This window comes from Pseudomonas sp. P7779 (assembly GCF_013386315.1).
Classification (GTDB): domain Bacteria; phylum Pseudomonadota; class Gammaproteobacteria; order Pseudomonadales; family Pseudomonadaceae; genus Aquipseudomonas.
In genome coordinates this window covers 1-22,443 of the sequence record NZ_JACARZ010000018.1, presented here as the reverse complement: position 1 = coordinate 22,443, position 22,443 = coordinate 1, and the positions used below count along the sequence as shown (strand labels likewise).

Genomic DNA, 22,443 nt, shown 5'->3' with positions numbered 1-22,443 from the left:
AACTCTTCAGGCGCATATCACTGCGGGTTGGCACGGATGCTGGAAAGCAACGATTTCAGGTTGGCAGCCTTGGGCTTGACCAGCCAGAAACGACGCAGGTAGTCATCGAGGTTTTCAGCGAGGTTGCGACCCCATTCGCTGTTGGTTTCCTCGACATATTCGTCCAGCACATGCTGCAAGTGGTTGCGATAGGATTCCATCGCTTCGCCGCTGATCCGCTGGATCTCCACCAACTCGTGGTTCACCTTGTCGACGAAGGTGTTGTCCTGGTCGAGCACGTAGGCGAAACCGCCGGTCATGCCCGAACCGAAGTTGTAGCCGGTCTTGCCCAGCACCGCGACAAAACCACCGGTCATGTACTCGCAGCAGTGATCGCCCGTGCCTTCAACCACGGTGTGGGCACCGGAGTTACGCACTGCGAAACGCTCACCGGCCGTGCCCGCGGCAAACAGCTTGCCGCCGGTTGCGCCGTACAGGCAGGTGTTGCCGATGATGGCACTGTCTTGAGTCTTGTAGACGCTGCCCACTGGCGGGACGATCACCAGCTTGCCGCCGGTCATGCCCTTGCCCACGTAGTCGTTGGCGTCGCCTTCGAGGTACATGTTCAGGCCACCGGCGTTCCACACACCGAAGCTCTGGCCAGCGGTGCCCTTGAAGCGGAAGGTGATCGGCGCCTTGGCCATGCCCTGGTTGCCGTGCTTGCGCGCGATTTCGCCGGAGATGCGTGCGCCGATGGAACGGTCGCAGTTGCAGATATCCAGGGCGAATTCGCCGCCGCTTGCGTCGTTGATCGACGAAGTGGCCATCTCGACCATCTTCTCGGCCAGCAGGCCCTTGTCGAACGGCGGGTTGCGGTCAACCTGGCAGAACTGTGGCTTGTCGGCCGGGATGTGATCGCTGCCCAACAGCGGCGTCAGGTCCAGGTGCTGTTGCTTGGCGGTCTGGCCTTCAAGGATGTCCAGCAGGTCGGTACGGCCGATCAGCTCTTCCAGGGAACGCACGCCCAGCTTGGCCAGCCACTCACGGGTTTCCTCGGCGACGTAGGTGAAGAAATTCACCACCATGTCGACGGTACCGATGTAGTGGTCCTTGCGCAGCTTCTCGTTCTGAGTGGCCACGCCGGTGGCGCAGTTGTTCAGGTGGCAGATGCGCAGGTATTTGCAGCCCAGGGCGATCATTGGCGCGGTGCCGAAGCCGAAGCTTTCGGCGCCGAGGATTGCGGCCTTGATCACGTCGAGGCCGGTTTTCAGGCCACCGTCGGTCTGCACCCGGACTTTGCCGCGCAGGTCGTTGCCGCGCAGGGTCTGGTGGGTTTCAGCCAGGCCCAGTTCCCACGGTGCGCCGGCGTACTTGATGGAGGTCAGCGGCGAAGCGCCGGTGCCGCCGTCGTAGCCGGAGATGGTGATCAGGTCGGCATAGGCCTTGGCCACACCGGCGGCGATGGTGCCCACGCCGGCTTCCGCGACCAGTTTCACCGAGACCAGGGCCTGCGGGTTGACTTGTTTGAGGTCGAAAATCAGCTGCGACAAATCCTCGATCGAGTAGATGTCGTGGTGCGGCGGCGGTGAAATCAACGTCACGCCCGGCACTGCATAACGCAGCTTGGCGATCAGGCCGTTGACCTTGCCGCCTGGCAGTTGCCCGCCTTCGCCCGGCTTGGCGCCCTGGGCAACCTTGATCTGCAGCACTTCGGCGTTGACCAGGTATTCCGGGGTCACACCAAAGCGGCCAGTGGCGACCTGCTTGATTTTCGAGCTCTTGATGGTGCCGTAGCGCGCCGGGTCTTCACCGCCTTCGCCGGAGTTTGAACGCGCACCCAGGCGGTTCATGGCTTCGGCCAGGGCTTCGTGAGCCTCAGGCGACAAGGCGCCCAGGGAAATACCGGCGGAGTCGAAACGCTTGAGGATCGATTCCAGTGGCTCGATCTCGCTGATGGCCAGCGGCGTGTCCAGGGTTTTCACCTTGAACAAATCGCGGATCATCGACACCGGGCGGTTATCCACCAGCGCGGTGTATTCCTTGAACTTGGCGTAGTCGCCTTGCTGCACGGCGGCTTGCAGGGTGTTGACCACGTCCGGGTTGTAGGCGTGGTATTCGCCACCGTGCACGAACTTCAGCAGGCCGCCTTGCTGGATCGGCTTGCGCGCGCTCCAGGCTTCGGCGGCCAGGGCTTTCTGCTCGGCTTCGATGTCGACGAAACGCGCACCCTTGATGCGGCTCGGCACACCACGGAAGCTCATCTCGCAAACTTCTTCCGACAGGCCGATGGCTTCGAACAATTGCGCGCCGCGGTAGGACGTGACGGTGGAGATGCCCATCTTCGACAGGATCTTCAGCAGGCCCTTGGTGATGCCCTTACGGTAGTTCTTGAACACCTCGTAGAGGTCGCCCAGGACTTCGCCGGTACGGATCAGGTCGCCGAGTACTTCGTAAGCCAGGAACGGATACACCGCCGAGGCGCCGAAGCCGATCAACACCGCAAAGTGATGCGGGTCGCGGGCGGTGGCGGTTTCAACCAGGATGTTGGAATCGCAACGCAGGCCCTTTTCGGTCAGGCGGTGGTGTACCGCGCCGGTGGCCAGGGAAGCGTGGATCGGCAGCTTGCCCGGGGCGATATGGCGGTCGGTCAGCACGATCTGGGTACGGCCGGCACGCACGGCTTCTTCAGCCTGATCGGCGACATTGCGCACCGCGGCTTCCAGGCCGAGGCTCTCGTCGTAGTTCAGGTCGATGATCTGCCGGTCGAAGCCTGGGCGATCCAGGGTCATCAACGAGCGCCACTTGGCCGGGGAAATGACCGGCGAGCTGAGGATCACGCGGGAAGCGTGCTCAGGCGATTCCTGGAAGATGTTGCGCTCGGCACCGAGGCACACTTCCAGGGACATCACGATGGCTTCGCGCAGCGGGTCGATCGGCGGGTTGGTCACCTGGGCGAACTGCTGGCGGAAATAGTCGTACGGCGTGCGCACGCGCTGGGACAGCACAGCCATTGGCGTGTCATCGCCCATGGAGCCGACGGCTTCGTAGCCCTGCTCGCCCAGTGGGCGCAGCACCTGGTCACGTTCTTCGAAGGTGACCTGGTACATCTTCATGTACTGCTTGAGCTGGTCGACGTCGTAGAAGGCAGAACCGTGGTCGTTGTCTTCCATGGTTGCCTGGATGCGCAGGGCATTCTTGCGCAGCCATTGCTTGTACGGATGACGGGACTTCAAGCGGTTGTCGATGGCATCGGTGTCGAGAATCTGACCGGTCTCGGTGTCCACGGCGAGGATCTGGCCCGGGCCAACGCGGCCCTTGGCGATCACGTCTTCCGGCTTGTAGTTCCACACGCCGATTTCCGACGCCAGGGTGATGAAGCCGTTGGTGGTGGTCACCCAACGCGCCGGGCGCAGGCCGTTACGGTCGAGCAGGCACACGGCGTAGCGACCGTCGGTCATTACCACGCCAGCCGGGCCGTCCCACGGTTCCATGTGCATCGAGTTGTACTCATAGAACGCCCGCAGGTCGGGGTCCATGGTCTCGACGTTCTGCCACGCTGGCGGAATGATCATGCGCACGCCACGGAACAGGTCGATGCCGCCGGTGACCATCAGTTCGAGCATGTTGTCCATGCTGGAGGAGTCGGAACCCACGCGGTTGACCAGCGGGCCGAGCTCTTCCAGGTCCATCAGGTCGTTGGCGAACTTGGTGCGACGGGCCACGGCCCAGTTGCGGTTGCCGGTGATGGTGTTGATCTCGCCGTTGTGGGCGAGGAAGCGGAATGGCTGGGCCAGCGGCCATTTCGGCAGGGTGTTGGTGGAGAAGCGCTGGTGGAACACGCAGATTGCGGTTTGCAGGCGCTCATCGCTCAGGTCTGGATAGAAGGCGGTCAAGTCCGCCGGCATCATCAGGCCTTTATAAATGATGGTCTTGTGGGAAAAGCTGCAGATGTAGTGGTCGGTGTCGGCGGCATTGGCCACGGACGAGCGACGACGAGAGGTGAACAGCTTGATCGCCATGTCCTGGTCGCTCAGGCCGTCGCCTGCGATGAACACTTGTTCGATCTGCGGCAGGCGCTCCAGGGCCAGGCGGCCCAGTACGCTGGTGTCGATCGGCACTTTGCGCCAGCCGACGAGCTGCAGGCCAGCGGCCAGGATCTCGCGGTTCATGTTCTCGCGAGCAGCTTCGGCTTTTACCGGGTCCTGGTTGAAGAACACCATGCCCACAGCGTACTGCTTGGGCAAATCGGCGCCGAAATGTTCCTTGGCGACTGCGCGCAGGAACTGGTCGGGCTTTTGAATCAGCAAGCCGCAACCGTCACCGGTCTTGCCGTCGGCGTTGATCCCACCGCGGTGGGTCATGCAGGTCAGGGCCTCGATGGCCGTTTGCAAAAGGGTATGACTGGGCTCGCCCTGCATGTGGGCTATCAGGCCGAAACCGCAGTTATCCTTGAATTCATCGGGTTGGTACAGACCTGCTTTCATAGACACTTTCTCACCAGGCTGCCTCTTATTTCGAGGCAAATTTCTTTTCAATTCAACCGGTTACCTTCCACGCCGAACGTACGCCGGCTTAGCGGGGGCAAAAGGGAGGTCATTGTACACACCGACACAGACGCTCACAAATTTAGCGACGAAATGTCGCAAATCTATGTCGCATTTATGAAAGGTTTAAAGCGATATGCTGTGCTAGTCAAAACTTTTTTAATTTTGACCGCTACGACTCAAAAGCCACTGTGACGCAGACACCACAAAGCGCGCGGCCTTCAGGGCTGCACGCTGTGTTGTTTTTTTTGAGGTGCCGAGAGGGCGGCCTGGGTAAGGCCGCCGGATCTTCAGCGAGTTGTTGCCAGTTCTTGTTGAACGCTGGCGACAGTGCGAGGCCAAGGTTTACCAGCCTGAACCTTCGCTGGCAAGGCCTTGATAGCGGATTCCGCTGCTGTACGGCTGGAGAAGTTGCCGTAAGTGATCACGTAGAGAGGCTTGCCGTTGAGCACTTTCTTGAAATAACGGTACTCGCCGCCCTGCTCTTTCACGAACGCCTGGGCGTTGGCTTCGGAGCTGGTGCCGAGGATCTGCACCACGAAGTTACCGGTAGGCTGGCTGGCATACCAGCTGCTGCCGGCAGCGCCAGTCGCGGCCTTGGCCACGACGGCCGGTTTTTCGGCAGGCTTGGCGGCTGGAGCCGGCTTGGCCGCAGGCGCCGGGGCGACCGGCTTGGCAACAGGCGCAGGCTTGGCGGTGGCGACCTGGGCTGGCGCTGGCGTCGGCTTGGCCGCTGGCTGACCGGCTGGCACGCCCGCAGGTGGCGCGGTGGTGGTCACGGTCGGCGGCGTGGCGCTGGAGCCTTCCACGGGCACCCCATCGTCGCCTTCGGAGATGCCGCCAGCTTCTTCGGCGAGCGGGCCGCGCATCACCGGTTGGCCGACCATTGGCAGGTTGGTGGGTTGGCCGGAGTTGGCAAACTCAACGTTCGGCGTTGGCTTGCCCAGTGGCAACTGCGCCTGTTCGGTTGGCGCGCCAGCGGTGGTCGGTGCCTTGTTGCGACCTGGAATCAACCAGGCGGCGGCGACGGCAACCACGACAACGGCAGAAATTGCCAATACGTGCTTCTTCGGCATAGTAAACCCCATCTTTGGACGCTTTACCGCTGAGCGGCTGGCAATCATGGCTTCGATCATGGCATCCCGGGCAACCTGGTTGATGGTGCCAGGCCAGCCGTCGGAGCTTTCGTGAATATCAGAGATCTGCGAAGCGGAGAAAAGTTCGATGCCCTGCCCTGCGCCTTCCAGCCGCTGGGCCAGGTATTCGCGGGTTTCTTCTTCTTCGTAAGGCTGCAGTTCGATGACGTGGAACAGCTCCTGCTCACCGCTGATCTGTTCAAGTTCGGCGATCAGCGAAGACTCGCCAAACAGGAACACATGCGGGCGCCCTTCAGGCGTACCGGCCGCCAGGGCCAGCAACGCTTCCAGGGCAGATTCGTCGAGCTGCTCGGCGTCATCCACCAGCAGGTAGACTTCCTGGCCGGTCAGGCCCAGTTGCACCACTTGCTTGAGGATCGCATTCGGCTCGGCAGTGGACACGTCGAGGGCCTGGGCCACTTGACGCAACACGCCTGCCGCATCACCGGCACCACGGGCGGAAACCACCACGCTCTGTACCGATTGCTTGTTGGTGCTGGCCACCAGTGCCTGGCGCAGCAAGGTCTTGCCGCTGCCCAATGGGCCGGTGACCACCAGCAGCAACTGGCTGTAGCGCGCCAGGTGGTGCAGTTGTCCCAGCACCGGCTTGCGTTGCGCAGGGAAAAACTTGAAACCAGGCACCCGAGGAGCAAAAGGGTCGTGGCTTAACTGGTAATGGCCGAGGAACGCCTCGTCGGCATGCAAACTAGTCATCGGGATCTTATTAACCTTTAAGCTGGGCCAGGGCGCGGTAATCCGCTCCCAGCGTGGCCTGTAAAATCTCTTTCGGATAATCGTCGGTCACTACCGCTTCGCCCATTCGGCGCAACAGCACCAGTCGCAGTCGACCGTCGATCACTTTCTTGTCTATTGCCATATGTTCGAGAAAATCTGCCTCGGTCATCTCCTCGGGAGGAATGACCGGCAACCCGGCGCGCTGGAACAGGCGGATCCCGCGATCACGCTCCTGGGCGCTGATCCAGCCCAGGCGTTGCGACATCTCCAATGCCATCACTGTGCCAGCCGCTACGGCCTCTCCATGCAACCACACACCATAGCCCATGTGGGTCTCGATCGCATGGCCGAAGGTGTGGCCGAGGTTCAAGGTGGCGCGCACGCCGGACTCACGCTCGTCGGCATTCACCACCAGCGCCTTGGCGGCGCAGGAGCGCGAAATCGCTTCGGTGAGTGCCACCTGGTCGAGGGCGCGCAGGGCGTCGACGTGTTCTTCCAGCCAGGTCAGGAACGGCTCGTCGCAGATCAGCCCGTACTTGATGACTTCCGCCAGGCCCGCCGACAGCTCGCGGGGTGGCAGGGTATTGAGGGTGGCAGTGTCGATCAGCACCACATTCGGCTGATAGAACGCGCCGACCATGTTCTTGCCCAGCGGGTGGTTGATGCCGGTCTTGCCGCCCACCGACGAATCGACCTGGGACAGCAAGGTGGTCGGTACCTGGATAAAGTCCACGCCGCGCTGATAGCAGGCGGCTGCAAAGCCGGCCATGTCGCCGATCACACCGCCACCCAGGGCCACCACCGTGGTGCGCCGGTCATGACGGGCCGTCAGCAGGCCATCAAAGATCAGTTGCAGGGTTTCCCAGGTCTTGAAGGCCTCGCCGTCCGGCAGCACCACCGAGATCACCGAGTACGCCGCCAGGCTGCGGCTCAGACGCTCAAGATACAGCGGCGCGACCGTTTCATTGGAGATGATCGCCACTTGCCGCCCGGCAATATGCGGTGCGAGCAACTCGGGCTGGTCCAACAAACCTTCGCCAATATGGATCGGGTAGCTGCGCTCGCCAAGATCGACCTTAAGTGTCTGCATGTGTCCCCGCGTTGAAGATGAAAGCAGGCGTCCTGCCCTACATTAACGTTGTCGGCAACGTCGGGATCTGACGCTGCCTGATGGCTCTACGCCACAACTCGGACGGTCATGACGCGCCGCCGAGGATAGCGCATTTCGGCCCTGGCTTTAACGGGGTGGCAACTGTGCCAGGCGCTCGAGAATGTCGAGAACCACCATTCGTGGCGGCCGCTCATCGGTTTCCACCACCAGATCGGCGATTTCCCGATAAAGCGGGTCGCGCAGCGTCAGCAGGTCCCGCAGGGTTTTTGCCGGGTCGGCGGTGCGCAGCAATGGGCGATTGCGGTCGCGAGCGGTGCGGCCCACCTGCTGCTCGACAGACGCGTGCAGATAAACCACGCGACCGCCGGCGTGCAGCGCCCGGCGGTTCTCGTCGCGCATCACTGCGCCACCGCCGGTGGCCAATACCACGCCATCGCAGCCGCACAGTTCGGCAATCATCGCCTGCTCGCGGTCGCGAAAGCCCAGTTCGCCTTCCTTATCGAAGATCCACGGGATATTGGCGCCCGTGCGCAATTCAATTTCCTTATCGGAGTCTTTGAATGGCAGGCGCAGCTCTTTGGCCAGCAAACGGCCGATGGTGCTTTTTCCAGCCCCCATCGGTCCTACAAGAATCAAATTTCGCACAGAATCAACGACTCACAGCAATCGCCTGGTTATTCATAATACGCGGAGTCAGGAATACCAGCAGCTCGGATTTTTTCTCCGAAACCACATCCCGCCGGAAAAGGCGGCCAAGATACGGCACATCGCCCAAAAATGGCACTTTATCTACCACTTTGCTTTGAGTATTGGAGAAAACCCCGCCGATCACGATGGTCTCCCCGTCCTTGACCAGCACCTTGGCATTGACCTCGTTTTTCTTGATCGGCGGCACATCGTTGAGCCTGTTCAGGTAGTCGGGCTCGTCCTTGGTGACCTTGACCTCCATGATCACCCAGCCGTCCGGGGTGATTTGCGGGGTCACTTCCAATGACAAGGAGGCCTCCTTGAACGACACCGAGGTCGCGCCGGTGGAGCTGGACTCCTGATAGGGAATCTCGGTGCCCTTGAGGATTCGCGCGGTTTCCTTGTCGGAGGTGACGACCTTGGGCTGCGAAACGATTTCACCATTGCCGGTTTTTTCCATGGTGGTCAGTTCCAGGTCCAGCAGCAGGTTGTCGGTGATAAACGCGACACCCAGGCCGGCGCTGCCGTTGACCGCCCCCAGGTCCACAAACGGCGAGCTGGGCGGGATTTCAGGCGGCTCGGTGCCTTCGGCCAGCGGTTTCCTGATCCCGCCAGCGCTCCAGTTACCCCGATTCAGTTGCCCGCCCCAGCGCACGCCAAGGCTTTTGTCGTAATCCACATTGGCCTCGACGATCCGCGCCTCGATCATCACCTGCCTTACCGGAATATCCAGTTGCGCCACAATCGTGCGCAGCTCCTCCAGCCGCTCCCGGGTCTGGTAGGCAATGATGTTGTTGGTGCGGTCATCCACCGCCACCGAGCCGCGCTCATCGGTTGCACCTTCCAGGCCCACGGCCGACTGGAAGAGCTTGGCCAGGTCCGACGCCTTGGCGTAATTGACTTGCAGCAACTCGCGGCGCAGCGGTGCCAACTCAGTCATTTGCTTGCGCGACTCCATCGCCAGCAACTCGCGGGCGGCCAACTCCTCGGCCGGCGCGACCAGCAGCACATTGGCCGTCACACGCTTGTCCAGCCCCTTGGTTTGCAGCACCAGGTCCAGGGCCTGGTCCCAGGGCACGTCCTTGAGGCGCAGGGTGATCGAACCCTGCACGTCGTCGCTGGTCACCAGATTGAGGCCGGCAACGTCAGCAATCTGCTGCAGCACCGCGCGCAACTCGATGTTCTGGAAGTTGAGGGACAGCTTGTCCCCGGTGAATGCCACGCGTCCGGTACTCAGGGGCGCATTGCCAGGTGGCGGCAGGTGAATCAAGTCGATTCGATTGGGCACAGCCATGACCATCGGTGCCGTGAACGCTATCCATAGCGCCACACCGAAGGACGAAAAAGTCCTTTTCATTGTTTGTTTCCGTTATGAGTTCACGTTCAGGGCAAGGGTTTGCGAGCGTTCCAGCCACGCGCCCTGACCATCCGGGAAAAGCTCGGCCAGTTCGACATGGGAGTCATGAATCGCCGTGATGCGCCCGTGGTCCGGGCCCAGGTAATCGCCGATTGCCAGGCGATGGACAGACGACACTCCGCGCAGCAGGGCGAAGGTTTGAGCCCCCAGGGACAAGGTCCCGACCATTTCGAACTGCTCCACGGCGAAGCCTTCGAGGATTCCGCGAGGTCTGGCGAGATCAGGTCCGGCAGCCGGTCGCCCGGCGGGTCGAACCAGTTGGCGAGAGAGCGGCTGGAAAGGGTCGCGCAAGGCTGCAAAATCGTAGGCCACTTGCTGCGGCCCGGGCTCGGCGACAGCCTGTGCCGGCGGGTGCAAATCAACCTTCGGGTCATCGCCCGCCTGGCGGTTGTGACGATAGGTCCTGGCTACCAGACTGAGATGCAACTCCGAGGGATCGACAGGACTGAATGCCAAGTCATGCACCGTGACAATTCCTCGCAAGCTGGCCATGCCGTTGATGAACGCCGCCAGGTCGTGAAAAGTCCCGGTGACGCCAATCTGCATGGGCGATTCGATGTACAGGGCGCGAGGCTGGTCATCCCGAAGTTCGATGGCCTCCAGCACCAAGCCATTGGCGGCACTCAGGCGGCCAATATCTTCAAGCAGGCCGGGTACCTGGGTGTCGGCAGGCAGCCGCCGTAACAGGTTGGCGAAATGGCCTCGCATTGTTTCGAGTTCGCGGACCAGGGACTCCAGGCCGGCAGCCTGGCTGGTTTTCAGCGCGACCTGCTGTTCAAGCGCCACTTCCTGCGACTCAAGCTGGCGCAGTTGCTCCCGCGCCCCACTCAAGTAGAAGGTATTGCCCACCGCCCACAGCAGGCAAACCACCGCGCCAGCCAGCAACGCCTTGCCCGGCATGGGCCAGTTGGCGGCGTTCTGGCAGAGCTGGGTTATATCGGATTCTGTCAGCCCTGGCAGGCCTGACGCCCCTCTCATTGGCGCACCTCATCCGAGTGACCATGGCGAACCGTCAACTGGAAGCCATTGTCGTCGCCCTCCTGCGCGCCGCGAACCCGTTGAAGCCGGGGCGCTTCCAAGTCTTCGGCAGCTTCGAGGCCACGCATGAACTGAGCAATGTCCCGGTTCGATCCGGCCGTGCCGCTGATGGAAACAGAACCGCCGTCGACGCTCACTTCGCGCAACTGCACCCCCTCCGGCACGGCACGGGCCAACTGGTCCAGCAACTGAGCACCCGCCGCACGATCGTCCTGCAAACCCTGCACAACTTTCATCCGTTCCATCAACTGCTGGCGCTGCTCATGCAGTTCGTCGATGGCCTTGATCCGCGAGTCGAGCCCGGTGACACCCTGGCTCAACTGGTTATTGCGAGCCAACTGCCGATCGATTGCACGGTCGATCACCTGGTCTGCCAGCCAAACCGCAGCCAGCGCCACCGCTGCAGCCCCTGCCAAAAACACCAGAAAATATTTGCGCCGCCGCTCATTCCGTTCTGCGCGCCACGGCAACAGGTTGATTCGTGTCATCAGTCGAAACTCCTCAGGGCCAGCCCGCAGGCCACTCCCATTCCCTGGGCATCCACGGCCCATTGCGCGCCATCGACACGACGGCCCGGCGTGATGCTGTCCGAAGCCTGCCTGCCCGCGCGAGCCAATGCAAATGCTTCGACATCCACTATCCGCGTCGCCAGCCCCGCAAGGGCCAAAACCGCCTCACGGGCCTCCACCTGTTCCTTGAGGCAGGCAACCAGCAGCACATCGACGCTTTGCGGGTCATGGGCCGACGGGCCCTGCACCTGGAAGTCGATAGCCACATCCTCCAGCGGATAAGGAATGTACTGGTCTGCTTCCCCATGGATTCGACGCACCATTTCAGCATCCGTCAGCCCCGTGTCCATCTCCAGCACGCGGGTAATCACCGAGGGCCCTGCCACGGCCACGGCGGCATGCCTGAGTGATGTATGCGCCTGTACCAGCGCCCGGGAAAGTGCCTGCGCGACGGCATCGAAATCAACCACGCTGCTGTCGACCACCGCATGGGCCGGCAACTGCTGCATGGCGTAGCCCCGCACGCTGTAGCCAGTGCCTGAAGCCTCCAGCTCCACCAGCCTGACGCCGGTGTCATTGATGTCGATACCCAGGACGGCATCGGCTTTTCGCCTGAAAAATCCCTTTCTCATAAAACTCCCCAAAACTTTCCCTGTCTTACGGACTGATTGCTGCCAGGCTTCCTGCATTCGGTCGGCTTGTATGAGCGGCGCGAATGACGCCCGAAGCCGAAAAATGCTTTAATGCCCAGCGTTTTTTCCCGCGTTTATCTGCTGGCCGGGTCGATCCACCACTTGCCGTGCATGCCCCGACGCCTAACCCATTCTTTTCCTTGGAAATCCAAAAGCCTTGATTCGTCTGCTGAAGTTTTTCGGGTACTCCATTGTCGCGATCGTCTGCGGGCTGATGCTCGTGCTCAGCGGGGCCTATCTCTACCTTAGTCCGGGTTTGCCCTCCGTAGAGGCCCTGAGAAGTATCCAGTTGCAGATTCCTTTGCGGGTCTACAGCAGCGATGAAAAACTGATCGCGGAGTTCGGCGAAATGCGCCGCACACCGATCCGTTTCGCCGACATTCCACCCAATTTCATCAACGCCCTGCTGTCGGCTGAAGACGATAACTTCGCCAATCACTATGGCGTCGACCCAAGCAGCCTGGTGCGGGCGGCCACGCAATTGGTCAAAAGCGGACACATTCAATCCGGTGGCAGCACCATCACCATGCAGGTGGCGAAGAACTTCTTCCTCACCAGCGAACGCAGCTTTTCCCGCAAAGCCACGGAAATCCTCCTGGCGTTGCAGATCGAACGTCAGCTGACCAAGGACGAGATCCTTGAGCTGTACGTCAACAAGATCTATCTGGGCAACCGCGCCTACGGCATCGAGGCGGCTTCGCAGGTTTACTACGGCAAGTCGATTCGTGACGCCAGCCTGGCGCAGATGGCGATGATTGCCGGCCTGCCCAAGGCGCCTTCACGCTTTAACCCGCTGGCCAACCCGGCGCGCAGCAAAGAGCGCCGCGACTGGATCCTGGGCCGCATGTACAAGCTGGGCAAGATCGACCAGGCCGCGTACGAAAGTGCGGTGGCCGAGCCGCTGAACGCCAGCTATCACGTGCCGACCCCGGAAGTGAATGCCCCGTATATCGCCGAAATGGCCCGTGCCGAGATGGTCGGCCGCTATGGCGGCGAGGCGTACACCGAAGGTTTCCGCGTGACCACGACGATTCCGAGCAACCTGCAGGAAATCGCCAACAAGTCGGTACACGATGGCCTGGTCGCCTATGACCAGCGCCATGGCTACCGCGGCCCTGAATCGCGCCTGCCGGGCAAGACCCTGAGCGCCTGGACCGTCGAGCTGGGCAAACAGCGCCCGATCAGCGGCCTTGAACCCGCCATCGTCACCCAGGTGAAGAAAGATGGCGTGCAGGTACTGACGCGCACCGGCGAAGAGCATGTGTCGTGGGACAGCATGAAATGGGCCCGCCCTTTCCTGAACACCAACAGCATGGGCCCGATGCCCAAGCAGCCGTCGGACGTGGCCCAGGTCGGTGACCTGGTTCGCGTGCAGCGCCAGAAGGACGACAGCCTGAAATTCAGCCAGGTGCCCGTGGCACAGGGCGCGCTGGTGTCGCTTGACCCGCAGAACGGTGCAATCCGTGCCCTGGTCGGCGGCTTTGCCTTCGAGCAGAGCAACTACAACCGCGCCACCCAGGCCAAGCGCCAGCCGGGTTCCAGCTTCAAGCCGTTCATCTACAGCGCTGCACTGGATAACGGCTACACCGCCGCCAGCCTGGTCAACGATGCACCGATCGTGTTCGTCGACGAGTATCTGGACAAGGTCTGGCGCCCGAAGAACGACACCAACACCTTCCTCGGCCCGATCCGCGTCCGCGAGGCGCTGTACAAGTCGCGTAACCTGGTGTCGATCCGCCTGCTGCAGGCGATGGGCGTAGGCAAGACCATCGACTACATCACCCGCTTCGGCTTCAACAAGTCGGACCTGCCGCCCAACCTGTCCCTGGCACTGGGTACCGCCACGCTGACGCCGATGGAAATCGCCACCGGCTGGAGCACCTTTGCCAACGGCGGCTACAAGATCACCCCGTACCTGATCGACAAGATCGAAAGCCGTAGCGGCGAAACCCTGTTCACCGCCAACCCACCACGGGTCCCGGGCGACGTGGTCAATGGCGTCGCGGCCACTGACGGCCAGGCAGCACCGGCCAACGGCGGCATCACCATCGAGCCGACGCCAGGCGAAGCCCCGGCAGCCGGTGCTCCCGCCGCACCACAAGCGCCAGCGGTAGCCGAACGCGTTGTGGATGGCCGTACCACCTACATCCTCAACAGCATCCTGGAAGACGTGATCAAGAAAGGTACGGGGCGTCGCGCCCTGGCCCTGGGCCGTGCCGATATCGCCGGCAAGACCGGTACCACCAACGATTCCAAGGATGCCTGGTTCTCCGGCTACAACGCCGACTACGTGACCACTGTATGGACCGGTTACGACCAGCCGGAAAGCCTCGGTCGCCGGGAGTTCGGCGGCACTGTCGCGCTGCCGATCTGGATGAGCTACATGGGCGCCGCGCTGAAGGATATGCCGCTGCATACCCAGCCGGAACCGGAAGGCATCCTGAGCCTGCGGATCGACCCGGTTAGCGGCCGTGCAGCAGCGCCGAGCACGCCGAATGCGTACTTCGAGCTGTTCAAGAGCGAGGACACGCCGCCGTCGGTCAACGAGCTGGGCAATGGTGTTGCACCGGGCAGCCCGCTGCCGGCGGACGAGGCGGCGCCGATCGACTTGTTCTAACACGCAGTTCCAATGTGGGAGCGGGCTTGCTCGCGAAAGCGGAGTATCAGGCTCACATGGGCCGACTGACACACCGTCTTCGCGAGCAAGCCCGCTCCCACAGTTGGATCACCGCCAGGCTCGAGCCAATTGCCAGCCACAAAAAAAGCCCCGACTCGCAAGAGCCGGGGCTTTTTGGTGGTGCGCTACAACGGCTTAGCCGTTGAACACATCATCCACGCTTTGCAGCGGGTAGTTCTTCGGATACGGCAGGGTGGCCACACCCGTCTCGATTGCGGCTTTGGCCACGGCATCGGAGATCAGGGTGATCAGGCGCTTGTCCATTGGTTTCGGGATGATGTACTCACGACCGAATTCCAGCTTGATGCCGCCGTAGGCGTCGCACACTTCCTGAGGAACCGGCAGTTTGGCCAGTTCGCGCAGGGCGTTGGCGGCCGCGACTTTCATCTCTTCGTTGATGCGCTTGGCGCGAACGTCCAGGGCACCACGGAAGATGAACGGGAAGCCCAGTACGTTGTTGACCTGGTTCGGGTAGTCCGAACGGCCGGTAGCCATGATCACGTCGCTACGGGTGGCGTGGGCCAGCTCCGGGGAGATTTCCGGATCCGGGTTGGAGCACGCGAACACGATCGGGTTGGCGGCCATGGACTTGAGGCCTTCGGCGCTCAGCAGGTTCGGGCCGGACAGGCCAACGAACACGTCTGCACCGTCCAGGGCGTCAGCCAGGGTACGCTTGGAGGACGGATGCGCGAACATCGCCTTGTACTGGTTCAGGTCGGTACGCTCGGACTGCACAACGCCCTTGCTGTCGACCATGTAGATGTTTTCCAGCTTGGCGCCCATGCTCACCAGCAACTTCATGCAGGAGATGGCCGCGGCGCCGGCGCCCAGGCAAACGATCTTGGCTTCGCCAAGGGTTTTGCCGGCGATTTCCAGGGCGTTGATCATGCCGGCCGCGGTAACGATCGCGGTGCCGTGCTGGTCATCGTGGAATACCGGGATGTCGCACTGTTCGATCAGGGCCTTTTCGATCTCGAAGCACTCAGGTGCCTTGATGTCTTCCAGGTTGATGCCACCGAAGGTGATGGAGATGCGCTTGACGGTGTCGATGAAAGCCTGCGGGCTTTCGGAATCGACTTCGATATCGAATACGTCAATGCCGGCGAAGCGCTTGAACAGCACGCCCTTACCTTCCATGACTGGCTTGGAAGCCAATGGGCCGAGGTTACCCAGGCCGAGGATCGCGGTGCCATCAGAGATCACTGCAACCAGGTTGCCTTTGCCGGTGTACTTGTAGGCCAGTTCAGGATCGCGGGCGATTTCACGTACGGGCTCGGCAACGCCAGGGCTGTAGGCCAGCGACAGGTCGCGGGCGGTGGCAGTGGCTTTGGTGAGCTCTACACTCAGCTTTCCTGGACGAGGATGGGCATGATATTCGAGAGCGGCAGTTTTCAAATCAGACATATCGGCATTCCGCTTTTACTGTTGGTCGACGGACCGCCGAGGATACGCGTGTCGCAAAGTCCCCACAAGACTGGGCAGTCACAGGTGTCAAGGGCCCTGCCCTACGACTTTTGGCCAAGAGCCACGGGATACAAGGGCTCAACTGTTCACAATCGACCTGAAAAATGTCTACAATTTTTTCTTACGGCGCCTGCTCGAGCATGCCGGGATCGGTCAGTGGCAACAGCCAGCGTGCCTGGCCCTTTTCCAGGCCGCCGCGTCGGGAGCGGTCCAGCACCCAGCCGCGGGCTTCGATGGACTGGCCCTGCAAACCCTTCAACAGCGCACTGTCGAATCGGCCCACCAGATTGGGTGCAATGCGCAGTACCAGTGAGCCCTGCAACTCAATCCAGACTCCGCCGCGATTGCGTTCGATTTTGCTCACTCGGCCGTTGACCACGGCAAAGCCCGAGCGCCGGATCTTCGCCGCATCGACCACCGGTGACTGGCGCCACACCCCCAGCCGGGCCTGCCGGGCGCTGCGTTCGGCGGCTTGCTGGCAGGCCACCAGTTCCACATTCGGCGCGACCGCCACCTGGAAGCCAAGGCCTTCGGCGAGCAACTGCGCTTCCAGATTTGCTCCATTGGCACCGTAGAGATGGGCCAGGGTGCGGCCGTAACGGTCCTTGCTCTCCCGTCCGGGCACCACGCCAATGCGCCCACCGCTCGCGTCCACCAGACTTTGCAGGCGCTCGCGAGCGGCCACGGCGAAGGGCTCATCAGTGCGCCCCTGCTTGCCGGTTTCCGGGGCATTGACGCCGATCATGCGTATGCTGCGGCCGTCCTTGAGGCGCACGGTGTCACCATCCACTACCCGCTGCACGTCGAAGGTCGCGACATCGCCGGGCGCCGGGCAGAATACCTCGGCCTGGGCGGGCGCCAGCCAAATCGCAGACACAAAAAAGGCGCCCACAAGGGACGCCTTTTTCATCAGCGAGGACAAGCCATACAGGCCATCCAAGCGGACCAGCCTTACTCGGCTTTAGGAGCAGCTTTAGCGCCGAAAGCACCGAAGCGGGTCTTGAAGCGGTCAACACGGCCGCCAACATCCAGAGTCTTCTGCTTACCGGTGTAGAACGGGTGGCACTCGTTGCACACGTCGATTGGCAGAGCTTTGCCGAAAGTCGAACGGGTTTCGAACTTGTTACCGCAGCTGCAGGTAACGTCGATGGCAACATAGTTTGGATGGATATCGGCTTTCATGGTGTATTCCTCAGGCTAGCGTGCCGCCAATCAACACTATTGTTGAATACCGCACGTAATTAGGCCGCGGATTCTACCAGACCTTTTTAAACGCGCAAGAAGCACAACGGCCCCTTTCATCAGAAAAGCGCGGCATACACAAGGCCCTGTGGGAGCCGGGCTTGCCCGCGATGCAGGCGCTGCGGTGCCTCAGGTGCACCGTGTCGATACTATCGCGGGCAAGCCCGGCTCCCACATCCACCGCTGGTCTGCTAGGCTCCCGCCCTTCTTCGCCGCCCGTCATATGAGAACCCCCGCGTGCCCGACGCCATTTTGCGCCTCGCCCTGCCCTCGCCCCTGCGCCGCCTGTTCGATTATCGGGCCCCTGCCGGCGTATTGCGGTCGCAGTTGCAGCCCGGCATGCGCGTACGGGTACCGTTTGGCCGGCGGGAGATGATCGGCATCCTGGTGGAGGTCGCCGATCACAGCGAAGTGTCCGCCGAGAAGCTCAAGCCGGCCGTGGCCATCCTCGACAGCACGCCGCCGCTGCCGCCTGCGCTGTTCAAGCTGTGCCTGTGGACCTCGCAGTATTACCAGCACAGCCTCGGCGACACCTTGAGCTGGGCGCTGCCGGTGCTGTTGCGCCAGGGCGAACTGGCCGAGGCGCGCCAGGAGCGTTTCTGGTCGATGGTCCCGGGGGCGCGCATGGACGACCCGCGCATCGCCCGCGCCCCGCGCCAGCGTGAAGCCCTGGCAACCCTGGCCCAGCATCCCCACGGCGTCGCCCATCAGCTTTTAAGCAAGCTGATGCTGAGCAAGGACAGCCTGGACTTGCTGCTGGCCAAGGGTCTGGTGCAGGTGGAGATTCGCAAGCATGCTCCCGGCGAGCGCCACGAACACTGGCTGGCCCAGCCGGAACTGCCGCTCAACCCCGAACAACGTGCCGCCTATGAAGCGATTCGCGCCGGTTTCGACAGTTTCCACGCGTTCCTGCTGGCGGGCGTCACCGGCAGCGGCAAGACCGAAGTCTATTTGCAACTGATCCGCGAAACCCTCGAAGCCGGCAAACAGGCACTGGTGCTGATCCCCGAGATCAACCTCGGCCCGCAAACCCTGGCGCGTTTCGAGCAGCGTTTCAACGCGCGCATCGCCCTGGTGCACTCGGCGGTCAACGACCGCGAGCGCCTGGAATCCTGGCTCGCCGCCCGGGACGGCGAGGCCGACATTATTATCGGCACCCGTTCGGCGCTGTTCACCCCGATGAAAAATCCCGGGCTGATCATCATCGACGAAGAACACGACGGCTCCTATAAACAGCAGGAAGGCCTGCGCTACCACGCCCGCGACCTGGCGCTGGTGCGTGCTCGCCAGGAAAACATCCCGATTGTGCTGGGCTCGGCCACGCCGTCCCTGGAAAGCCTGCACAACGCCTACACCGGGCGCTACGGCCTGCTGCGTCTCAATGAACGTGCCGGCGGTGCCAAGCAGCCCCGCTTCCTGCGCCTGGATGTAAAAAGTCGCCCGCTGGACAGCGGCATTTCCGGGCCGATGCAGCAAGCCATCGGGCAAACCCTCGCGGCGGGCCAGCAAGTGCTGGTGTTCCTCAACCGCCGGGGTTTTGCGCCGACGCTGCTGTGCCACGACTGCGGCTGGATGTCCGAGTGCAATCGCTGCGATGCGCGAATGACCGTGCACCAGCGCTCCGGCGAGTTGCGCTGCCATCACTGCGGCCATGTGGAACGGGTGCCGCGGCACTGCCCACAGTGCGGCAAAGTCGACTTGCGACCGGTGGGTGCGGGCACCGAGCGCGCCGAAGAACGACTGGGCATCCTGTTCCCGGATTACCCGGTGCTGCGGGTCGACCGCGACAGCACCTCGCGCAAGGACGCGATGAATCAGTTGTTCGCCACGATCCAGAAGGGCCAGCCGTGCATTCTGGTGGGCACGCAGATGCTTGCCAAAGGGCATCACTTCCCACGGGTGACCCTGGTGTCGATCCTGGATGCCGACGGCGGGCTGTTCTCCGGGGATTTTCGCGCCAGCGAGCGCATGGCGCAGTTGATCGTGCAGGTCGCAGGCCGGGCCGGGCGGGCCGAAGAGCCGGGCAAGGTGATCATCCAGACGCACCTGGCCGACCACCCGCTGCTGATTCAACTGACAGAACAAGGCTACTTTGCCTTCGCCGAACAGGCCTTGAGCGAACGCCGCTCGGCCGGCTTGCCGCCGTTTGCGCATCTGGCGCTGCTGCGGGCCGAAGCGCACAAGCCAGGGCAGGCCGAAGGTTTCCTGGATGAAGCGTGCAGCGAGGCTGAACGTTTGCTGGGGGAACTGGGTCTGACCGGCATCGAGCTATTGGGCCCGGTGCCAGCACCGATGGAACGCCGCGCCGGGCGCTACCGCGCCCAGCTACTCTTGCAAGCCAGTGCCCGCGCGCCGCTGCATCGTTTATTAAGCAGCTGGTTACTTGCGCTGGAGCAAATGCCAAGCGGGCGACAAGTGAGATGGTCGCTGGACGTAGACCCGGTAGATTTGTATTAACCCCCTGTGGCGAGGGAGCTTGCTCCCGCTGGGCTGCGTAGCAGCCCCAAAAAAGCCGGGAGCGCTACGCACTCCAGCGGGAGCAAGNNGCTCCCTCGCCACAGGTTAATCGTCCGTCAAGGTCCCGCGAAGGTTGGCAAGCCCGCCCTCGCCACGGATAATGCCCAGTTTTTCCACCTGCGCATCGCGCGCCACCGCTTGCGGTCGAAAGAGAACACCATGAAAGACACCATTCGCCAGCTGATCCAACAAGCCCTCACCCAACTCGTCAACGAAGGTGTGTTGCCTGAAGGCCTGACGCCGGCGATCCAGGTGGAAAATACCCGCGACAAGACCCACGGTGATTTCGCCAGCAACATCGCGATGATGCTGGCCAAGCCGGCCGGCCTGAAGCCGCGCGACCTGGCGGAAAAAATCATCGCCGCGCTGCCGGCCGACCCTCAGGTAACCAAGGCTGAAATCGCCGGCCCAGGCTTCATCAACTTCTTCCAGAACACCCAGGCCCTGGCTTCGCGCCTGGACGCGGCCCTGGCCGACGCGAAAATCGGCGTGCGCAAGGCCGGCCCGGCACAGCGCGTGGCCATCGACCTGTCGGCACCGAACCTGGCCAAGGAAATGCACGTGGGCCACCTGCGCTCCACCATCATCGGTGACGGCGTGGCGCGGGTCCTGGAGTTCCTCGGCGATGACGTGATCCGCCAGAACCACGTGGGCGACTGGGGTACCCAGTTCGGCATGCTGATGGCCTATCTGCAGGAAAACCCGATCACCAGCAACGAGCTGTCGGACCTGGAGAACTTCTACCGCGCCGCCAAGAAGCGTTTCGACGAATCCGAAGAATTCGCCGACCGCGCCCGTGGCCTGGTGGTCAAGCTGCAAGCCGGCGATGCCGAATGCCTGGAACTGTGGGGCCGCTTCCGCGAGATCTCGCTGTCCCACTGCCAGGAAATCTACGAGCTGCTCAACGTCAAATTGACCATGGCCGACGTGATGGGCGAAAGCGCCTACAACGACGACCTGATCAACGTGGTCAACGACCTCAAGGCCAAGGGCCTGCTGGTTGAAAGCAACGGCGCGCAGTGCGTGTTCCTCGAAGAATTCAAGACCGCCGACGGCGACCCGCTGCCGGTGATCATCGTCAAGGCCGATGGCGGCTACCTCTACGCCACCACCGACCTGGCCGCCGTGCGCTACCGCAGCGGCGTGCTGAAAGCCGACCGTGCCCTGTATTTCGTTGACCAGCGCCAGGCCCTGCACTTCCAGCAAGTGTTCGAAGTGGCGCGCCGCGCCGGTTTCGTGACCCACCCGATGCAGATGGAACACATGGGCTTCGGCACCATGAACGGCGCCGATGGCCGCCCGTTCAAGACCCGTGACGGCGGCACCGTGAAGCTGATCGACCTGCTGAACGAAGCCCAGGACCGCGCCTACAACCTGGTGAAGGAAAAGAACCCGGAGCTGGCCGAAGCCGACCTGCGCAACATCGCCCGCGTCGTGGGGATTGGCGCGGTGAAATACGCCGACCTGTCCAAGCACCGCACCAGCGACTACAGCTTCAACTTCGAACTGATGCTCAACTTCGAAGGCAACACCGCGCCGTACCTGCTGTATGCCTACACGCGGGTGGCCGGTGTGTTCCGCAAGCTGGGCAAGGACTTCAGCGAAGTCGAAGGCCAGATCAACCTTGAGGCGCCACACGAGCAGGAACTGGCCGCCAAACTGGCGCAATTCGGCGAAGTGCTGAACAGCGTCGGCGAAAAAGGCACACCGCACATCCTCTGCACCTATTTGTACGAAGTCGCCGGTTTGTTCTCCAGCTTCTACGAGAACTGCCCGATCCTGACCGCAGACGACGAAGCCCAAAAGCAGAGCCGCCTGCGCCTCGCCGCACTGGCAGGACGGACCCTCAAGCAAGGCCTGGAATTGTTGGGCCTGGAAACTCTGGAGCGTATGTAAGTTGGCTGCCAAGAAAAAACCTGCACCCAAGCGCGGCGCCAGCCGCTACCAGGCACCGGCGAAGAAGCCTATTCCGGGCTGGTTGTGGATGGCCATCGGCCTGACGGTCGGCGCGTTTGTGGTGTTCCTGATGAAGCTCGACCCGGGCAAGGGCGATGACGTCAAACGGGTCAAGCAAGAACAGCAGAAGGCCACGAAAATGGCCGAGGCGAACAAGACACCGCCTAGCCCGACTGCGCCGGTGAAGCCGAAGTACGACTTCTACACGCTGCTGCCGGAATCGGAAGTGATCGTGCCGCCGGACGCCGTGCCGGAGAAAACCCTGCCGACGCCGCAGCCGGTGCCGACTACGCCGGTTACCCCGGCGGAAGCAGCGAAGATCGACACGGCCCGGGCCCAGGCTGCGCTGGCCGGAATTACCCCGCCGCCACCGCCGCCGGTCGCCACCACCAAGGCCGCGCCCGTGACCAAGTTCTTCCTGCAGGCGGGCTCGTTCCCGAAACAGGCGGATGCGGACCGGGTACGCGCGCAGATTATTTTGCTGGGGCAGGCGGTGACGGTGGAGTCCGGGACGGTTAAGGATGCGACCTGGTATCGCGTGCTGGTGGGGCCGTTCAGCAACCGTGAACAGCTGACCGTGGCGCAGAAGCAACTGGCCGGCGCCGGGTTTAGCAACCTGTTGTTACAACAACGCCAGAGCCGCTGATTCCGGAAACAGCATCGGGTTAATGTGGGAGCGGGCTTGCTCGCGAATGCGGTAGATCAGTCAATATTTTAGGTGACTGACACACCGCATTCG

General features: G+C 62.3%; 15 protein-coding genes. 4 read left to right on the top strand and 11 right to left on the bottom strand.

Annotated features, from left to right (window positions below; genetic code table 11):
* Window positions 1-17 precede the first annotated feature (17 nt).
* The 8 genes from gltB to pilM form a co-directional block, all read right to left on the bottom strand.
* Complete coding sequence (gene gltB / locus HX869_RS06175) at window positions 18-4,463, bottom strand: glutamate synthase large subunit (RefSeq protein WP_003209351.1); 4,446 nt, start codon at window positions 4,461-4,463, stop codon at window positions 18-20.
* Between the two features lie 350 nt (window positions 4,464-4,813).
* The gene (locus tag HX869_RS06170; protein WP_003209350.1) at window positions 4,814-6,373 is read right to left on the bottom strand and encodes an SPOR domain-containing protein; all 1,560 of its coding nucleotides are present in this window, start codon (window positions 6,371-6,373) and stop codon (window positions 4,814-4,816) included.
* A 10-nt stretch (window positions 6,374-6,383) separates the two neighbouring features.
* Window positions 6,384-7,484, bottom strand: a complete 1,101-nt coding sequence (gene aroB / locus HX869_RS06165; protein ID WP_003209346.1) for a 3-dehydroquinate synthase — start codon at window positions 7,482-7,484, stop codon at window positions 6,384-6,386.
* A 147-nt stretch (window positions 7,485-7,631) separates the two neighbouring features.
* Window positions 7,632-8,150, bottom strand: a complete 519-nt coding sequence (aroK, locus tag HX869_RS06160; RefSeq protein WP_003209345.1) for a shikimate kinase AroK — start codon at window positions 8,148-8,150, stop codon at window positions 7,632-7,634.
* Between the two features lie 4 nt (window positions 8,151-8,154).
* Complete coding sequence (locus HX869_RS06155; RefSeq protein ID WP_178902894.1) at window positions 8,155-9,492, bottom strand: type IV pilus secretin PilQ; 1,338 nt, start codon at window positions 9,490-9,492, stop codon at window positions 8,155-8,157.
* A gap of 69 nt (window positions 9,493-9,561) precedes the next feature.
* Window positions 9,562-10,587, bottom strand: coding sequence for a pilus assembly protein PilP (locus HX869_RS06150; protein WP_178902869.1), 1,026 nt, complete (start codon window positions 10,585-10,587; stop codon window positions 9,562-9,564).
* On the bottom strand, window positions 10,584-11,135 hold the full coding sequence (locus HX869_RS06145; RefSeq protein WP_003209339.1) for a PilN domain-containing protein: 552 nt from the start codon (window positions 11,133-11,135) through the stop codon (window positions 10,584-10,586). Before HX869_RS06145 ends, HX869_RS06150 begins: the two co-directional genes overlap by 4 nt.
* Window positions 11,135-11,788: a type IV pilus biogenesis protein PilM gene (gene pilM / locus HX869_RS06140; RefSeq protein WP_023659347.1), complete on the bottom strand. Its 654-nt coding sequence runs from the start codon at window positions 11,786-11,788 to the stop codon at window positions 11,135-11,137. The genes HX869_RS06145 and pilM overlap by 1 nt, the downstream gene beginning before the upstream one ends.
* A 220-nt stretch (window positions 11,789-12,008) precedes the next feature.
* Here pilM and HX869_RS06135 point away from each other — a divergent pair, with 220 nt between their 5' ends.
* Window positions 12,009-14,465 (top strand): penicillin-binding protein 1A, encoded by a 2,457-nt coding sequence (locus tag HX869_RS06135; RefSeq protein WP_372865157.1) that lies wholly within the window; start codon window positions 12,009-12,011, stop codon window positions 14,463-14,465.
* A gap of 195 nt (window positions 14,466-14,660) precedes the next feature.
* Here the strand turns inward: HX869_RS06135 and HX869_RS06130 are convergent, their stop codons facing one another.
* The 3 genes from HX869_RS06130 to rpmE form a co-directional block, all read right to left on the bottom strand.
* On the bottom strand, window positions 14,661-15,929 hold the full coding sequence (locus tag HX869_RS06130) for a malic enzyme-like NAD(P)-binding protein (protein WP_003209334.1): 1,269 nt from the start codon (window positions 15,927-15,929) through the stop codon (window positions 14,661-14,663).
* 181 nt (window positions 15,930-16,110) lie between these two features.
* A complete protein-coding gene (locus tag HX869_RS06125; protein ID WP_178902893.1) occupies window positions 16,111-16,899 on the bottom strand; it encodes a thermonuclease family protein in 789 nt (262 codons plus the stop codon).
* Between the two features lie 41 nt (window positions 16,900-16,940).
* Window positions 16,941-17,171 carry a 50S ribosomal protein L31 gene (gene rpmE / locus HX869_RS06120; RefSeq protein ID WP_003209330.1) on the bottom strand — a complete coding sequence of 77 codons (231 nt, stop codon included), beginning with the start codon at window positions 17,169-17,171 and terminating at the stop codon, window positions 16,941-16,943.
* 297 nt (window positions 17,172-17,468) lie between these two features.
* Here rpmE and HX869_RS06115 point away from each other — a divergent pair, with 297 nt between their 5' ends.
* The 3 genes from HX869_RS06115 (at window position 17,469) to HX869_RS06105 (ending at window position 22,350) form a co-directional block, all read left to right on the top strand.
* Window positions 17,469-19,688, top strand: a complete 2,220-nt coding sequence (locus HX869_RS06115; RefSeq protein ID WP_178902867.1) for a primosomal protein N' — start codon at window positions 17,469-17,471, stop codon at window positions 19,686-19,688.
* 219 nt (window positions 19,689-19,907) lie between these two features.
* Window positions 19,908-21,644 carry an arginine--tRNA ligase gene (gene argS / locus HX869_RS06110; RefSeq protein ID WP_003209327.1) on the top strand — a complete coding sequence of 579 codons (1,737 nt, stop codon included), beginning with the start codon at window positions 19,908-19,910 and terminating at the stop codon, window positions 21,642-21,644.
* Window position 21,645: 1 nt separating this feature from the next.
* A complete protein-coding gene (locus HX869_RS06105) occupies window positions 21,646-22,350 on the top strand; it encodes an SPOR domain-containing protein (RefSeq protein WP_003209324.1) in 705 nt (234 codons plus the stop codon).
* Window positions 22,351-22,443 lie beyond the last annotated feature (93 nt).

What these genes read in the sequence shown, in the direction of transcription:
- HX869_RS06170 (WP_003209350.1), bottom strand. Translation starts at nt 6,373, where the DNA reads ATGACTAGTTTGCATGCCGACGAGGCGTTCCTCGGCCATTACCAGTTA.
- pilM (WP_023659347.1), bottom strand. Translation starts at nt 11,788, where the DNA reads ATGAGAAAGGGATTTTTCAGGCGAAAAGCCGATGCCGTCCTGGGTATC.
- rpmE (WP_003209330.1), bottom strand. Translation starts at nt 17,171, where the DNA reads ATGAAAGCCGATATCCATCCAAACTATGTTGCCATCGACGTTACCTGC.
- gltB (WP_003209351.1), bottom strand. Translation starts at nt 4,463, where the DNA reads ATGAAAGCAGGTCTGTACCAACCCGATGAATTCAAGGATAACTGCGGT.
- aroB (WP_003209346.1), bottom strand. Translation starts at nt 7,484, where the DNA reads ATGCAGACACTTAAGGTCGATCTTGGCGAGCGCAGCTACCCGATCCAT.
- HX869_RS06150 (WP_178902869.1), bottom strand. Translation starts at nt 10,587, where the DNA reads ATGAGAGGGGCGTCAGGCCTGCCAGGGCTGACAGAATCCGATATAACC.
- HX869_RS06155 (WP_178902894.1), bottom strand. Translation starts at nt 9,492, where the DNA reads ATGGTCATGGCTGTGCCCAATCGAATCGACTTGATTCACCTGCCGCCA.
- argS (WP_003209327.1), top strand. Translation starts at nt 19,908, where the DNA reads ATGAAAGACACCATTCGCCAGCTGATCCAACAAGCCCTCACCCAACTC.
- HX869_RS06125 (WP_178902893.1), bottom strand. Translation starts at nt 16,899, where the DNA reads ATGAAAAAGGCGTCCCTTGTGGGCGCCTTTTTTGTGTCTGCGATTTGG.
- HX869_RS06130 (WP_003209334.1), bottom strand. Translation starts at nt 15,929, where the DNA reads ATGTCTGATTTGAAAACTGCCGCTCTCGAATATCATGCCCATCCTCGT.
- HX869_RS06145 (WP_003209339.1), bottom strand. Translation starts at nt 11,135, where the DNA reads ATGACACGAATCAACCTGTTGCCGTGGCGCGCAGAACGGAATGAGCGG.